The sequence below is a fragment of the Lactiplantibacillus sp. 7.2.4 genome (assembly GCF_018991185.1).
GTDB classification, from domain to species: Bacteria; Bacillota; Bacilli; order Lactobacillales; family Lactobacillaceae; genus Lactiplantibacillus; species Lactiplantibacillus pentosus.
The window spans coordinates 94,084-110,066 of the sequence record NZ_JAGYGS010000003.1; the positions used below are offsets into that span (position 1 = coordinate 94,084).

At 46.8% G+C, this 15,983-nt stretch carries 12 protein-coding genes; 2 read left to right on the forward strand and 10 right to left on the reverse strand.

Features of this window, described 5'->3' with window-relative positions:
• Positions 1 to 65: 65 nt before the first annotated feature.
• The 5 genes from prfB to KGF70_RS01860 all read right to left on the reverse strand — a co-directional run bounded on the left by prfB (position 66) and on the right by KGF70_RS01860 (position 6,664).
• A protein-coding gene (gene prfB / locus KGF70_RS01840; RefSeq protein ID WP_099722273.1) for a peptide chain release factor 2 occupies positions 66 to 1,182 on the reverse strand; the annotation gives its coding sequence in 2 pieces (ribosomal slippage) (positions 66 to 1,109 and positions 1,111 to 1,182; 1,116 coding nt in all).
• Positions 1,183 to 1,286: 104 nt separating this feature from the next.
• Positions 1,287 to 3,650, reverse strand: a complete 2,364-nt coding sequence (gene secA, locus KGF70_RS01845; RefSeq protein ID WP_003637822.1) for a preprotein translocase subunit SecA — start codon at positions 3,648 to 3,650, stop codon at positions 1,287 to 1,289.
• A gap of 315 nt (positions 3,651 to 3,965) precedes the next feature.
• Positions 3,966 to 4,532 (reverse strand): ribosome-associated translation inhibitor RaiA, encoded by a 567-nt coding sequence (raiA, locus tag KGF70_RS01850; protein WP_003637821.1) that lies wholly within the window; start codon positions 4,530 to 4,532, stop codon positions 3,966 to 3,968.
• Between the two features lie 133 nt (positions 4,533 to 4,665).
• Complete coding sequence (locus KGF70_RS01855) at positions 4,666 to 5,352, reverse strand: ComF family protein (RefSeq protein WP_216767531.1); 687 nt, start codon at positions 5,350 to 5,352, stop codon at positions 4,666 to 4,668.
• On the reverse strand, positions 5,312 to 6,664 hold the full coding sequence (locus tag KGF70_RS01860) for a DEAD/DEAH box helicase (protein WP_216767530.1): 1,353 nt from the start codon (positions 6,662 to 6,664) through the stop codon (positions 5,312 to 5,314). The genes KGF70_RS01855 and KGF70_RS01860 overlap by 41 nt, the downstream gene beginning before the upstream one ends.
• Positions 6,665 to 6,729: 65 nt before the next feature.
• Between KGF70_RS01860 and KGF70_RS01865 the strand changes: the two genes are divergently transcribed.
• Positions 6,730 to 7,371 carry a YigZ family protein gene (locus KGF70_RS01865; RefSeq protein WP_050339157.1) on the forward strand — a complete coding sequence of 214 codons (642 nt, stop codon included), beginning with the start codon at positions 6,730 to 6,732 and terminating at the stop codon, positions 7,369 to 7,371.
• Between the two features lie 79 nt (positions 7,372 to 7,450).
• Here the strand turns inward: KGF70_RS01865 and KGF70_RS01870 are convergent, their stop codons facing one another.
• The 5 genes from KGF70_RS01870 to groES form a co-directional block, all read right to left on the reverse strand.
• Positions 7,451 to 8,356 carry a phosphate ABC transporter substrate-binding protein gene (locus KGF70_RS01870; protein WP_216767529.1) on the reverse strand — a complete coding sequence of 302 codons (906 nt, stop codon included), beginning with the start codon at positions 8,354 to 8,356 and terminating at the stop codon, positions 7,451 to 7,453.
• 496 nt (positions 8,357 to 8,852) lie between these two features.
• Positions 8,853 to 9,950, reverse strand: coding sequence for a glycosyltransferase family 4 protein (locus tag KGF70_RS01875; protein WP_082230276.1), 1,098 nt, complete (start codon positions 9,948 to 9,950; stop codon positions 8,853 to 8,855).
• Positions 9,951 to 10,166: 216 nt separating this feature from the next.
• Positions 10,167 to 12,002: an APC family permease gene (locus KGF70_RS01880; protein WP_216767528.1), complete on the reverse strand. Its 1,836-nt coding sequence runs from the start codon at positions 12,000 to 12,002 to the stop codon at positions 10,167 to 10,169.
• A 251-nt stretch (positions 12,003 to 12,253) separates the two neighbouring features.
• Entirely contained in the window at positions 12,254 to 13,879 is a 1,626-nt protein-coding gene (gene groL, locus KGF70_RS01885; RefSeq protein ID WP_003637814.1) for a chaperonin GroEL, read from the reverse strand.
• A gap of 55 nt (positions 13,880 to 13,934) precedes the next feature.
• On the reverse strand, positions 13,935 to 14,219 hold the full coding sequence (gene groES, locus KGF70_RS01890; RefSeq protein WP_003637813.1) for a co-chaperone GroES: 285 nt from the start codon (positions 14,217 to 14,219) through the stop codon (positions 13,935 to 13,937).
• A gap of 1,075 nt (positions 14,220 to 15,294) precedes the next feature.
• On the opposite strand from groES, the gene KGF70_RS01895 reads away from it, so the two are divergent.
• Positions 15,295 to 15,939, forward strand: a complete 645-nt coding sequence (locus tag KGF70_RS01895) for a CPBP family intramembrane glutamic endopeptidase (RefSeq protein ID WP_105920649.1) — start codon at positions 15,295 to 15,297, stop codon at positions 15,937 to 15,939.
• Positions 15,940 to 15,983 lie beyond the last annotated feature (44 nt).

The following is a 15,983-nucleotide window of genomic DNA, read 5'->3' on the forward strand; positions in this document are numbered from 1 at the left end:
CTTTTGGCCAAAAAAATACTAAGACGACCTACACAACGATAGGTCACCTTAGTATTACCCCATCATTATTGGGGGTTCCGTTGCGCTAATTTCCATTGTAAATAGGCGTCCATGAATGGATCAAGGTCGCCATCCATCACGGCTTGACCATCATGGGACTCGTAATTGGTCCGGTGGTCTTTCACCATGGTGTACGGATGGAAGACATAGGAGCGAATCTGTGAGCCCCAACCAATGTCCATCTGTTCACCCTGAATCGCCGCGCGTTCTTTGGCCTTCTTCTCTTCTTCACGCTCATACAACTTGGCCCGCAACATATTCAGGGCCGTTTGCCGGTTCTGCAATTGCGACCGTTGTGCCTGACTAGCCACCACGATTCCAGTCGGAATGTGCGTGATTCGAACGGCTGAAGAAGTCTTGTTAACATGCTGACCCCCAGCACCGCTCGCCCGATAAACGTCGATCTTCAGATCTTCTGGCCGCACATCGATATCGACCGTGTCGTCTAGTTCCGGCATCACGTCGACACTGGCAAAGGACGTATGCCGCCGTCCAGCTGCGTCAAACGGCGAGATCCGAACTAACCGGTGCACGCCTTTTTCGGAGCGCAAATAACCGTACGCATTATGTCCACTAATAAGTAGCGTGACACTCTTGATGCCAGCTTCATCACCCGCTTGATAATCGACCGTTTCGACTTTGAAATCATGACTAGCGGCCCAACGCGTGTACATCCGCAGCAACATCGATCCCCAGTCCTGTGATTCCGTTCCACCAGCACCGGGATGGATTTCCAGAATTGCATTATTACGGTCATACGGGCCATCTAATAGCAAACTGAGGCGGTACTGTTGTAAATCATGTTCGGCATGCTTGAAGTCCGTTTCGAACTCAGCTTGCATCTCAGCATCCGGCTCCTCGCTAAGTAACTCGTACGCCACCGCTAAGTCGCCGACCTCATCAGACAATTGTTTGAACGTCTCATACTTACTCTTTAACGCATTATTATCGTCAATGACTTTTTGCGCCGCAGCCTGGTCATCCCAAAATCCTGGTTCGGCCATTCGGGCTTCGTTTTCTTGGATGCTTTCGTTCAACGCATCTAAGTCAAAGCGACCCCCTAAAGTCGTCGACAGCACTTTGCATTTCCGTGATCAGGTGTTTATATTCACTTAATTCCACAAAGAACCCTTCTTTCAACTTATTTATTATTTATTTAATATCGTTTGCAACCGTAAAACGAGCCCAAGACCTCAGTCTCAGACTCGCTTTCGTTAACCTTAATCTTAACGCTGAATATTTTGGCGAATTTCTGACTTCATGAAGAGACGTGTCGTATCGTAATCGATATCGGCGACCATTTCTTCAAACATCTGATAACCGTCACGTTGGTATTCAACTAATGGGTTCAACTGACCGTAACCACGCAACCCAATTGATTGCCGTAATTGGTCCATTGAATCAATATGATCCGTCCAATGTGAATCGACCACTCGTAATAAAACGACCTTTTCAAATTCAAGCATTTGACCAGCATCATATAATTGCTTCGTCTTGGCATCGTAAACTTCGTCGACCCGCTTCATCAAGTAATCCTCAACTTCAGCTGGTGACTTGCCTTTCAGGTCATCGACGCTGATGGAATCTTCCTTGACCATGGCCGCTTGTGCAAAGTCAACCACGGCACCAAGGTCCCAATCCTTTTCATCGCCTTGCATATGCAATTGAACGGTGCGTTCGACGGTCCGTTTGATCATTGGCATAATCACTGGCTTCAAGGATTTTTCTTCCATGATTACTTGTTGACGTTCCCCGTAAATCACTTCACGTTGGGCCCGCATGACGTCATCATATTGAAGCACGTTTTTACGTGAGTCGTAGTTATTCCCTTCGACCCGTTTCTGCGCAGATTCAACTTGACGCGTAATCATCCGTGACTGGATCACAGCGTCGTCATCTTCCACGTTCATCCGTTGCAAGAAGTTCTTGATTCGTTCAGAACCGAACCGCAACATCAAATCATCTTCAAGTGATAGGTAGAATTGTGACATCCCAGGATCACCTTGACGACCGGCACGGCCCCGTAATTGGTTATCGATCCGCCGTGATTCATGACGTTCGGTCCCAATAACGGCTAACCCACCGACTTCTTTGACACCCGGTCCTAACTTGATATCCGTCCCACGACCAGCCATGTTGGTGGCAATCGTGACGGCGCCGCGTTGACCGGCATTGGCAACGATATCGGCTTCCTTGGCATGGTTCTTGGCGTTCAAGACCACGTGCGGAATATTTTCTTCATCCAAACGGTGTGATAAATATTCTGATGTTTCCACGGCAACGGTCCCGATTAGCATTGGTTGACCCTTTTCGTGGAGTTCCTTGATTTCTTTAACAACCGCGTTAAATTTACTTTGTAACGTTGGGTACAGTAAATCAGAACGGTCATCACGAATCATTGGCCGGTTGGTTGGAATCGTAATAACTTCCATGTTGTAAATTTCACGGAATTCTTCTTGTTCCGTCTTGGCCGTCCCAGTCATCCCGGAAAGCTTCTTATACATCCGGAATAAATTTTGATAAGTGATGTTGGCCATGGTCTTGGTCTCTTCTTGAATCTCAACGTGTTCCTTCGCTTCGATCGCTTGGTGTAACCCGTCAGAGAAACGCCGACCATCCATGATCCGACCCGTAAAGGAATCAACGATTAACGCTTCACCGTCAGAAATCACGTAGTCCTTATCCTTGAGCATGATGTAGTTGGCCCGTAAGGCTTCGTCCAAGTAATGGTTCAAAGCCGTGTTGTCAGTATCATACAAGTTCTTTAAACCGAAATACTTTTCTGCTTTTCGAATCCCTTCGTCCAATAACGCAACCGTCTTGGATTCGAGGTCGACTTTGTAATCTTCATCCTTAGTCAACGTCTTGGCAAACCGGTCCGCCCGTTTGTACATCCCAGTCGTTCCTTCTGACTGACCAGAAATAATCAACGGCGTCCGCGCCTCATCGATCAGGATGGAGTCAACTTCATCAATAATCGCGAAGTTCAATGGGCGTTGTACCATGTCTTCACGGTAAACCACCATGTTATCACGTAAGTAATCAAACCCGATTTCACCATTGGTTGAATAAGTAATGTCTGCGTTATAGGCAGCCCGCTTTTCTTCTGGTGACTTTTCAGCACCGTTAATGCCGACACTCATGCCTAACCAGTTATAGAGCTCACCCATTTCGGTCGCGTCACGAGCTGACAAATATTCGTTAACCGTAACAACGTGCACCCCTTTACCAGAGATGGCGTTCAAATAAACTGGCATGGTGGCCGTTAAGGTCTTCCCTTCACCAGTCTTCATTTCGGCAATGTCACCTTGATGCAACACGATTCCACCGAGGATTTGAACGTGGAACGGGTAAAGTCCCAGCACCCGTTTAGCACCTTCACGCGCCGTAGCAAATGCTTCTGGCAACAAATCGTCTAACGATTCGCCCTCCTTGTAACGTTCACGAAATTCTGGGGTCTTCGCTTGCAAGTCAGCATCACTTAACTTGGCGTATTCGTCAGCATAAGCTTCAACTTTATTAGCAATCTTATCCAGACGCCGAATAGTCCGCTTGTCGCTTTCAACCCAGCGTTTTAAAATGTTGGCCATTTACGTATCCTCTCCAAATAATTAATCTAAATTTTAATTTCAATTGTCCATTTCAAAATAAAATACCATCTGTCATTTTACCATTATTTACTAGTAATGAAAACCACGGACCCCTATGTAACCGATACCGTCAGCCGTTTTATTTACATCCTTAACTAAATATTAGTCTTTAACCCCGTATTTCCAATCGCTGACCCGGGTTCTTTAATTCAGTCGGACAGCATTTCTTAACCGAACGTCTGCCCTAACAGACTTCCATGGTCAAAAATAAAGAACTGGTCAACTGACCAGTCCTCGTTAGTTACGTTTCAAAATTTAGTGATTGTCGTCGGTTTCAATCAAACCATAACGGCCATCGTTACGCCGATAGACGATATTAATTGCGTCGGTTTCCGCATCTTCGTAGATAAAGAAGTCATGGCCGAGCATATCCATTTGCAGAATTGCTTCTTCATTATCCATTGGCTTTAAAGCCACGCGTTTCGTGCGTACAACGTCTAACTTATCGTCCTGATCATTGTCGGCAGCGGCAACTGTTTCATCAGTCGCTGCAAAGTCAATCGCTTTGTAGCCCTTTTCACGGGACTTACGGTTGACCTTAGTTTTATACTTACGGATTTGGCGTTCCAACTTGTCGGTCACCAAATCAACGCTCGCATACATATCAGGAGAAGTTTCTTCTGCCCGGAGAACTAAATAGGGAAGTGGAATAGTGACTTCGACTTTAGCCGTCTTGTCTGGGTGAACTTTTAAGTTGACATGGGCAATTGAGTCAACATTATTGTCAAAGTACTTCTGTAACTTGCCCACCCGTTTTTGAACGTAGTCCCGAATTGCTTGGGTCACTTCGATATTTTCACCGCGAATATTAAAATTTAGCATAGATCTTCTCTCCCTTCACACACATTACTGTGTACCCAAAGTAATTAAAGGACCACTCTCTAATTACTTTGCTTAATTTCATTATAATAGAAAGCGCTACAATAAACAATCCAAACGGCACTTTCCACCGAAATTAACGGGCGAGGGTCAGCCCTGTCACGCTCTTGGCACCGTTTTCTAAAAGCAGGCTGGCCGCATGCCGAATCGTGTGGCCCGTCGTATAAATATCATCGACAATTAAAATCGACTGACCGGTAATATCTGTCGGCGTGGTTAATTTAAACGGTTGGGGCGTCAGCAACCGCGCGTGCCGGTCTTTTTTGGACTGCGGCACTAACTTAGTCGTAGCTTGAGTCGTCAGTACTGCCGCCGTTTCAATCGTGGGTATCCACCCACTCACTTGGTTGAATCCCCGGGTCTGCATCGTCGCGGGCGTGACAGGAATCGTCACAACTATTGCTGCGGTATGGGCGATGCGCTGGCGAACAGCTTGTTGAAACACCGTCGCAAACACCTGCCGCAATTGATAGTCGCCGCTGAATTTATACTGATGAAAATAAGCTTGCATCGCCTCATTGTAACGAAATAGGGCTTCGTTATGAAAACCAGCTAATGTCGGCCAGCGGGCACAATCGAGACATTGCGTCGGTTGGTCTTGTGCGCGCCCACAACCTGGACAAGCATGGAGACGCTTGATCGACTCAAAGCGTTGCCAGCAACGGTCACAAACCACTGGGCGGCGCATGGGTTGCCAGCTTAATAACCACGGCAAGGTTAACTTAATCTGAATCTGACTTTGACACAATAGGCATGCTGGCACGCAATGCTCGCCCCTTTCGATTGACGGTACGAATCTGGCGCTGTGCTTGCTTAATGTTACGGCCATGCTGCTGACAAATAAACCAGACTAGTCCAGTTGGTCGTGCCTTGCTACGACCGACCCGGCCCGCAATCTGCACCAGCGCTGCCGTCGAAAACACGGCATCATCCGCACCTAAGACAATGACATCAATTCCCGGCAGTGTCACGCCGCGCTCCAGAATCGTTGTCGTAATTAAGTATTGAACGGCTTTATCTCGCATCTGCTGGACCTTCGTCAACCGGTCTGGGTCCGCCGAATGTACCGTCTGCCCCGCCATTTGCGGAAATAACTGTTGGAGCAGATGATGCACGGGCGCCAACTGTTCGATTCGCGCCACAAATAACAAAAAGCGTTGGTGCCGCGTCTGATACTGCTGTAACCGTTGAATTAGGCACCGCGGCAACTTGCCGTGTGCTAGTAGCTGGGGCCAGTTGGGCTGCAATCGCACCGTAATTGTCGGCAGTAAGTGTTGATGAAACCGTAATGGCAAATAACTAATCGCTAACTGTCCTCGTCGAACTTGCCGTAACAGCGCCGGACTAGGGGTCGCCGTTAAATACAGTAGTGCGCCATCTGGTTTGAGCGCTTGCTTGACTGCAAATGCCAACCGCGGATTAGCTGCGAATGGAAAAGCGTCAACTTCATCAATAATCAGGACATCAAAGGCGTGGCGAAAACGTAACAATTGATGGGTCGTACAAATCGTCAATTGCGTATATTGATACGGTTCCGGGTCACGGCCATGCAGCACGGCAATTGGCGCATCCGCAAATGCTGCTCGCAATCGGGGCGCCAGTTCCAAACAAACATCGACTCGCGGTGACGCAATGGCCACGCGCCACCGTTGTGCTAAGGCCCAAGTGATCCCGGGAAACAGCATTTCCGTTTTCCCTGCACCGGTCACCGCCCACAATAATTGTCGTTCTCGTGCGGCAAACTTTTCTTGAATCATTTGTGCACACGCGGCTTGTTGGACCGTTAGCTGACCAGTCCAAGTACAGGTCGGGACCGTTGCAAAAGCATTCGGTTCTGACATATGATAGAGTTTAACAAGGGTGCTGATACGACCTAGATTCAGACATTGGTAACAATAATACTGCTCGTTCGGTAATTGCGCGCGCTGGCGGTCCAGCTGACTGCCACAGCGTTGACACTGGACCTGGGTCGCCGTCACTTGCATCGCTGGCAAAACTTGACAGCCAGCCGGTAAGTCACGCGCGGCCTCGGCGGATAAGGCTAACTGCCGACCATATAGTTCTTGTGCTTGCACGTCTTCACCCCTTTATAGATTACATACGCAAATCATGCTGAAATCCACGAAAGGAATCGATAATTTTGACGAAACCCTATTACACCATTACCCAAGACACGGTCTTTGAACAGACCATCAAGAAATCGCGCTTCATCGCACACCTTTACCGCATTACCAGTGAGGAGGACGCCCAGGCTAAAATTGCCGCGGTCCGCGCTGCCAACCCGAAGGCGAACCATAATTGCTTTGCCTACATGCTAGGCGACGACGACCACATTCAACGGATGAGTGATGACGGTGAACCCTCAGGAACGGCCGGCTCCCCAATTCTGGAAGTCCTTAAAGCCAATGACGTTCACGATGTTTTGGCGGTCGTGACACGCTACTTTGGCGGGATCAAGCTGGGGGCTGGCGGCCTAATTCGCGCCTACAACGGGACCCCGGCCGCTGCAATCGAAGCGTGTGGCAAAGTCGAACGGGTTTTACAGATGCGGCTGGCGATTGCTCTTGATTACCGCAACGTCGACGCGTTGAACTATTACTTGCAGCAAAACCAACTGGTCATACTAAATACCGATTACGGCGTTCAAGTCACCCAGACGATCGCAGTGAGTGCAGCAGAGTTAGCCGCGGTGCAAACGGCCATCACTAATTTATTGAGTGGTCAAGTGACCTTCACTGAACAGGGTGAACAGTTTGCGGAAGTACCGGTATCTCAGGATTAAGCTGGATTACCGGTAGTTCTGCTAGATCATATTTAGGATACACAAAAAGCCGAGCACAACTTGCTCGACTTTTTTGCGGTTATTTCAAATCAGTAATGGCACCTGATTGGCCCCGGTCAACTTTCATTGAAGTCAACGGAATGTAACCTAATTTCTTAACCAAACTGCCTTGAACTGACTTGGACGTCATGTACGTCAAGAAGTTCTTCAGTTCGCCAGTTGGTTGACCCTTAGTATACATGTGTTCGTATGCCCAGATCTTCCACTTGTTAGTGGCAACGTTGGCTTCAGTTGGTTTAACATTGTCAATGGCTAAGGCTTGAACATCAGACTTAACGTGTGAGAACGCTAAGTAACTGATTGCCCCCGGTGTGGTGCTGACGATTTTTTGAACCGTCCCGTTTGAATCTTGTTCTTGGCTCGTTGCCACTTTGGCATTATCTAAGCCCCATTTTTCAAACGTTGCCCGCGTCCCACTACCTTGTGCCCGGTTGACAACGGTGATCTTTTCGTCCTTACCACCGACATCTTTCCAGTTGGTAATCTTGCCTTGGAAAATCTTAACTAATTCTTGCTTAGAAACATTCGTGACCCCGGCATCCTTATTAACGACAGGTGCCATCCCCACAACGGCCACTTTATGATCAACTAACCCTTTGGCGTCTAACCCTTTTTGTTCTTGTGCAAATAAGTCTGAGTTTCCAATATTAACTGAGCCCTTAGCAACTTGGCTAAGGCCGGCACCGGAACCACCACCTTGAACGTTGATCGTCACGTTGGCATGTTCATTTTGGTAAGCTTGGCCAGCTTGTTCGACCAGTGGTTGTAACGCGGTTGATCCGGTTGCCACAATCTTGGTTGTTTTTGAGCTGCCACTACCACTACTACTCGTGTTCTTCGTGCTCGTAGCTGAGCTACTGCCGCAACCGGCTAGTAAAACGGTCATCGTTACTGCCAATGCGCCGAGTGTCAGTGCTTTTTTCATAATTGAAACTCCCCTTCTTCAATTGACTATCAAAATGAAGCAACCAACATGATAACCGTCATCGCATAACTGGGTAGGAGTATTGTTGCTGGTGATGGAGCAGCATCACCACTCGACGGTTACACTTCGTTGATTGCTTGGAACATGCTTAATATTACTGATCGTTTGTAAATTGTGAATGACGATTGTGTAAAATGCTTGTATAGTTTTGGTAAAGTCGAGGTCGATGAACGCAAGCAGCGATAACGAAAAACAGGCACCCGCACGATTGACGTGGCGGATGCCTGTAATAATTTAAAGTGTATTTTCATTTGAATGATACCAGCTGTGCCCATTGTCTTAAGCGCGAGGCCATCAATCTGGCAGCCAAGCTACCACGGTGGACGCACTCAGAACTGAGCAGTGAGTTAGACCACTAACTAACGCGTACTGATGACGTCGCCACCAATCACAATATCAGAGGGCCTTACATTCAACTGATTTGTTGACTTAACTTTTAATGATTAGTCTTGGAAGTCAGCCGGGCAACGGTTCGTTTGATCCAATCGAGTAACGGCTGACGATTATCGCCAGCTAAGCCAATTGCTTCAACGAAGAGTTCCAGTCCCAGTAACAAGCCAATCGTCAGGAGAACTGAACCCCAGATCGATGAAATCGGGTAAAGCAATGAAATGAACGAAAAAATCAATGCAATCCCGTAAATGACCATGACGGTTTGTCGATGGGTCAATCCTAATTGCATCAGCCGGTGGTGCAGGTGATGTTTATCCGCCTGCGAAATCGGCTTTTTATTCAAGATCCGGCGAATCATCGCGTAGACCGTATCCGTGATTGGCACGCCTAAAATCATCACTGGAATCCCAACGGAAATCAACGTCACGTTTTTGAGTCCAAACAACGAGAACACCGCCGTCATGAAACCGATGAACAAGGAACCCGTATCCCCCAGATAAATTCTTGCTGGGAAGAAATTGTACGGCAGGAAGCCCATCATCGCTGCAACTAGGGTAAAAATCAGCAACGAGACAAACATATTCGCATTCAAGAAGAATAACCCGATGATTCCCATCGTCGTGAGTGAAATGATTGAGACTCCGGTCGCTAAGCCGTCCAGACCATCAATTAGGTTCACCGCGTTGGTGATGGCTAAAATCCATAACAGCGTCACCGGCAAACTTAACCATTGGAAATGAATCAGTCCCAGCAACGGAAAGGTAAAGGTCGTCATTCGGATGCCACCGATAAAGTAAACTTCAAGTGCCGCTAATGTGATACCCAACATCTTCTGACGGGGCTTCAATTCATAAATATCGTCGATAATTCCAGTCGCAATAATAATCAGCTCGCCACCTAATAGCGCGAAAAAAATGCGACTAGGAAATTGGTGCATCAGATAGAGGACAGTTGTCCCGACGGTATAGGAAATAAAAATCGCTAAGCCACCCATTGTTGGCATCGGTATTTTATTGACCCTCCGGACATTCGGTTTGTCCACCGCCCCGATTTTAAATGCGAGCTTCCGCACAAACGGCGTCAAGATTGCAGAAACTATCATGGTCGCCACTAGGCATACTAAAATTTCAAACCTGATCATTTGTGCGCAACCCCCTTCTCACTCTTATTATGATAATTATACAAATCCCAATGACGCTTGACAACTTGCTTCACCAAAACTTAGGAAAGGCAACACAATTCGTTCACATTTGAACCGTCACGTGCTAATCAAACCCTTAAATTATAACCATCGTTACTCATATTATGACACAAAATTAAAAACCCGGCAGTTATACCGGGTTTCAATATCAAGTTACTATTCTTTTAAATGGTAGTTATAAGTCGACACAATAATATTTTCACGCGAATTTAATACCGCGCGTAGCCGTAAGCTGGTCTGGTTATGCAGAATATTCTGCCAAGGCTTTTTAGGCACAAATTGTGGGACCAAAACGGTAGTAGAGAAGTTCCGTTCCGCCGCCCGTTCGGCAATCACATCACAGAAGCGTAACGTTGGCGTGGCAATCGAACGATACGACGAATGAATATCGACGAACCGAACATCCGGGAAGGTTTCTTTGAATTCCGCGGCCGTTTTATGTTCCTTTTCAGGATTTTCATCAAAGGACACGTGCATCGCAATCACGTAATCCCCAATCGAACGCGCATAGTTGACTGCTTGGGCCGTTACCCGCGTAACATTTGAAACGAGCACGATCACCGTGGCCCCATCATAATCATGAATAGCGGCCTTTTCCTTTGCGACCACCCGTAACTGGGCAGCTACTCGTTTATAATGCACGTGAATCCGGAAGAACATGTAAAGCAACAGTGGCATCACGATTAGGTATGGCCAAACGTTGCCAAAGTGGAGCAAGAATAAGAAGACCACTAGACCTAACGAAATCAAGGCACCTAGGAAGTTAACAGCGGCTTTCATCCACCACCATTGACCACGTTCGCGTAGCCAGTGCACGATCATCCCGGATTGAGATAACGTAAACGGCACGAACACCCCGACCGCGTATAACGGAATCAAGAGCGTCGTCTTACCGTGGAAAATAAAGATGAGCGCGATCGCCCCGACGGCTAACGAGATAATCCCATTAGAGTAGCCTAGCCGGTCGCCCCGGTCCATGTAAGCATGTGGCAGGAATTTATCCTTCGCCAAATTGTACGCCAAGATTGGAAACGCGGAAAAACCGGTGTTAGCGGCAACCGCTAAAATCAAGGCAGTGGCTAATTGGAGCAAGTAGTAGAACAAGCCGTGACCAAAGACCGCCGTCGCAATTTGTGACAGCACGGTATTGTCTGCTTGCGGTTTGATTCCCAAGTAGTAACTCAAATAAGTGATTCCACCAAAGAATACTGCCAACACGAGCGACATAATGGCAAGCGTATTGGCCGCATTTTTACGCTTCGGCCGTTTAAAGTTTGGCACCGCGTTACTGATGGCTTCAACCCCGGTCAGTGATGACGACCCAGAGGAGAAGGCTCGTAGGAACAGTACTAGCGTCATGCCTTGTACTGGCGCCCCAACAGCGGCGGATGCATGGTAAGTTAAGTTACCACTCGCAATATTCATAATGCCCCACAGAATCATGCCAATAATCATAATAATGAAAAAGTATACGGGGAACGTTAAGAATGATGCGGATTCACGCATTCCACGCAGATTCAGCGCCATAATTGCGATCACGATCAGTACCGCAATCAGCACTTGGTAATTGGCTAACGCCGGAACTGCCGACGTAATGGCTTCAGTCCCTGAAGTCACCGAAACCGCCACTGTCAGCATGTAGTCGACGAGCAGCGAGCCCCCAGCCACTAGTCCAGCTGGACGACCCCAGTTAGTACTAGCAACCACGTAGGCGCCCCCGCCAGATGGATAAGCCCGGATAATTTGCCGGTACGACATCGTGATGGCAAACAGTAGGACCAGCACTAACGCCGCGACATACAATTGATACATCAAAGCAGCCGCTGAAAGTGTAATTAAGACCGTCGTAATCTGTTCAGTACCGTAAGCCACTGATGATAGCGCATCTGACGACAGCAGCGCCAGGGCCTTGAACTTAGTGAGCGCTTGCCCACCCTCGTCCATGGTTTTTAACGGTTTCCCAATAACTAACCGTTTTAAATAACGCCACATGATAATAACTCCTTTATATCCAAAATAATTATCCCAAGTAAGCTAAGTCAAAGTAGATTCTACTACTTTAGCTTGATTAATACTACCAGTTAAAACTACCGGGCACGACCAGGTACCCCTGTTTTGCGTTAACGACTAATCCTACCGCTCCATTATGGATAAATCAATACCCATATTTTAGTTGATTTGCCCACCAACAGCATTAAAAAAGCACTTACTCAGCCGAGTAAGTGCTTAATGTTACGATTTGTTTACATCATACCGCCCATACCTGGGTTTGGTGCGGCTGGTGCAGCAGGTGCATTTTCTTCAGGTTTTTCAGCAACAACGGCTTCAGTCGTTAAGAGTAAGGCTGAAACAGATGCGGCATTTTGTAAAGCAGAACGTGTCACCTTAGTTGGATCCACGATACCAGCTTCAATCATGTCGACCCATTCGTCAGTCGCAGCGTTGAAACCAACACCTGGCTTTTGTTCCTTCATCTTTTCAACGATAACGGAGCCTTCCAAACCAGCGTTTTCAGCGATTTGACGAACTGGTTCTTCCAAAGCACGTTTGACAATGTTGATCCCAGTTTGAACGTCACCAGTTTCCTTCAATGCAGCAACGTCTTTGATCACGTTGATCAAGGCAGTACCACCACCGGCAACAAAGCCTTCTTCAACGGCAGCCCGAGTGGCGTTCAAAGCATCTTCAATCCGGTACTTGCGTTCTTTCAATTCAGTTTCAGTAGCGGCACCGACACGAACAACGGCAACCCCACCGGCTAATTTAGCTAAACGTTCTTGTAACTTTTCTTTGTCAAAGTCAGAAGTCGTTTCACTGATTTGGTTACGGATGAATTCAACCCGTTCGGAGATGGCGTCCTTAGAACCCGCACCTTCAACGATGGTCGTGTTGTCCTTAGTAACCGTTACTTTGTTCGCTTGACCTAATTGATCGATCGTCGTATCTTTCAATTCAAGGCCAAGATCGTCAGTGATAACCGTTCCGCCAGTTAAGATAGCGATATCTTGTAATTGTTCCTTACGCCGATCACCAAAACCGGGTGCCTTAACAGCGACAACGTTAAACGTCCCACGCATCTTGTTCAATACTAAGGTTGGTAAAGCTTCGCCAGAAATGTCATCAGCAATGATCAACAATGGCTTGCCTTGTTCAACGATTGATTGTAACAATGGTAAGATATCTTGAATGTTTGAAATCTTCTTATCTGTGATTAAGATATAAGGGTTGTCCAAGTCGGCTTCCATCTTATCATTATCAGTAACCATGTATTGTGATAAGTAGCCGCGGTCGAATTGCATCCCTTCAACAACGTCCAAGCTCGTATCAACACCACGGGATTCTTCAATCGTGATGACACCATCATGACCAACTTTTTCCATAGCTTCAGCAATTAACTTACCAGTTTCTTCACTTGCTGATGAAACAGAAGCGATTTGCGCAATATCTTCTTGCGTCTTAACTTCGTGTGCCATCGCGTGTAATGAGTCAACCGCCGTCTTAGTAGCTTCTTCAATCCCACGACGAATGCCAACAGGGTTAGCACCGGCCGTAACGTTCTTCATACCTTCCGTTACGATGGATTGCGTCAAAACAGTCGCAGTGGTGGTCCCATCACCGGCGATGTCATTAGTCTTTGAAGCAACTTCAGAAACTAACTTGGCACCCATGTTTTCAAAGTGGTCATCTAATTCGATGGCTTTGGCAATGGTAACCCCATCATTAGTAATGGTTGGTGAACCATATGATTGTTCCAATACGACGTTGCGACCCTTAGGCCCTAACGTTGACTTAACTGTGTTAGCTAATTGGTCGACACCTTTTAGCATAGCTGAACGTGCATCTTCAGAGAACTTTAATTCTTTAGCCATTATCCTTATTCACCTCATGAATTTAGTTTATTTTAAATTGCGTCCTTTAAATGGATTAGTCTTCGATTGCAACGATATCTTTTTCGTGCAATACCAAGTACTTATCACCTTGGTACTTCACTTCAGTACCGGCATACTTGTCAAATAAGACTTGATCGCCGACCTTCACGCTGGGGTCAACTTTTGTCCCGTTATCTAAAACACGACCGTCATTGACGGCAACAACCTTGCCGCTTTGGGGCTTTTCCTTAGCGTTATTGGCGATAACAATACCGCCAATGGTTTGTTCTTCTTCTTCTTGTTGTTGCAAGATAACGCGATCTCCTAATGGTTTTAACACGTGAATCCCTCCATTTATTCTTTTTTAGCACTCCTGAACCTCAAGTGCTAATTACATTGTCAACTATATCATTTTAATTTGAGATTGCAAGTGATTTGTCAATTATTAGTCAAAGAATGTCAAATCGACTATAATGGGTATTATCGTGTTAATATGTGTTGTGCTTGTTATTATTTTGTATTCATGATGATTAAAATGTGCCAGTTGGTGGATTCCTGTTCGTCAGCCGATGCGCGTCCGATTCCGACCTCCGGGGCTGGCTGACAACGCTGGAACAGGGCGGACATCGATTTGAGCATTGTCAGCCAGCCCCTCCGGTCGGGAAACCGCTCGAATGACGGATGAACGCCCAGCTATCTTGGTACAATTGACCACTGGATATTAAGTGACCGGCCCTTCAGGCAAACTTTTTGATCAGTATTGATGCTGTTTTATGGCATTTTAGTACTGATCAGATTACTTGGATATGATTCACTAATTTCAACGGACACTAGTTTTGAATTTAGTCGATAAAATAGCCTTTGTTTATAATTCGAAACTTTGCTATCTCAAACGACTAAAGAAGATTCTGACAAGCTAAGTGAAGCTGTTTGTCAGGAACCTTAAAGCATTGGTAAAAAGTATTGCTATATGTTGGAGTCGGTCTGACAGTTAAAGTCAAAATGGCCCTGTACCAGGGAATCAACGACTAATCCAACAAAATGTTGGGGCCGCACATGTCTGCCTTTCGAATACCATCCCCGGCTGGAAGGTGTTTCTGACAATGCTCAGCGATGAAATTCCACTTAGCAAGCGTTGTGTGCTTGGTTAGTGGAAGACCAGTATTTAAGACGTGGTTTGTCGGCTTAAATCTGTGTCCATCGCGTTCCAGCGTTGTCAGAAATACCTGGAAGCCGGCGTAGGAAGCATCCACAACAGCAGGTTTACGCAAATTCGCACTGTTTCCAGCGGGTCTCAGCTGGCGGGCTTGAACTCAGAAAACACCATGATTTAATCATGATTCATGATAAATTAACGAACACAATGCGTGTGTTAATGAAAAAATCAAACAAACTTTCAAAAAGGACGTGAGCTGATGGTTAATCGCCGCCAATCAATCTTAATTCTGATTATTTATTTTATTGTTTATGCGCTACCAAGCGTCTTAGTGGCCGCCTTTCATCAACTGGGGTCCCAAGTCTTCTTGATTCAAACGGTCGACTACTTGGTCGGCGCACTGTTATTGCTGTGGCTAGCACGCCGAATGACAGCCAAAAACGCCGTTGAGCAGCAGCGCAGTAACTGGCTGGTCGCCATTCTATGGGGCCTGATTGGGCTCGTCCTAGTCATTGTCGGCCAAGTCCTGATTCTTAAAATAACTGCGATGTTGGGGCAATCGACGGCTTCCAACAATACGTCGACCCTACTCACCGTTGGGCAACAATACCCGGTATTTTTCTTAGCCATTATCGTGGGTGCCCCAATTATGGAAGAAATCGTCTTCCGCAAGGTCATCTTTGGTAACTTGAGTGCGGTGACCGGCAAAATCGGGGCCGCCTTGATTTCGAGCTTTCTCTTCAGCCTCGCCCACGCGGACGGTCATCTAATTCTCTACGCCTTCGTTGGATTGCTGTTCTGCTGGCTTTATCAACATACCGGCCGAATTCAGACTTCGATGACGTCTCATATTTTGATGAACGCTGCGGTCGTTGTGCCGACGCTCTTGACTGCACTTCATTAGATTGCGCCGCTTATTCGTTCGTGGCATTAATTTAGACGTTCAAA

What these genes read in the sequence shown, in the direction of transcription:
- secA (WP_003637822.1), bottom strand. Translation starts at nt 3,650, where the DNA reads ATGGCCAACATTTTAAAACGCTGGGTTGAAAGCGACAAGCGGACTATT.
- raiA (WP_003637821.1), bottom strand. Translation starts at nt 4,532, where the DNA reads ATGCTAAATTTTAATATTCGCGGTGAAAATATCGAAGTGACCCAAGCA.
- KGF70_RS01870 (WP_216767529.1), bottom strand. Translation starts at nt 8,356, where the DNA reads ATGAAAAAAGCACTGACACTCGGCGCATTGGCAGTAACGATGACCGTT.
- KGF70_RS01875 (WP_082230276.1), bottom strand. Translation starts at nt 9,950, where the DNA reads ATGATCAGGTTTGAAATTTTAGTATGCCTAGTGGCGACCATGATAGTT.
- KGF70_RS01880 (WP_216767528.1), bottom strand. Translation starts at nt 12,002, where the DNA reads ATGTGGCGTTATTTAAAACGGTTAGTTATTGGGAAACCGTTAAAAACC.
- groL (WP_003637814.1), bottom strand. Translation starts at nt 13,879, where the DNA reads ATGGCTAAAGAATTAAAGTTCTCTGAAGATGCACGTTCAGCTATGCTA.
- KGF70_RS01895 (WP_105920649.1), top strand. Translation starts at nt 15,295, where the DNA reads ATGGTTAATCGCCGCCAATCAATCTTAATTCTGATTATTTATTTTATT.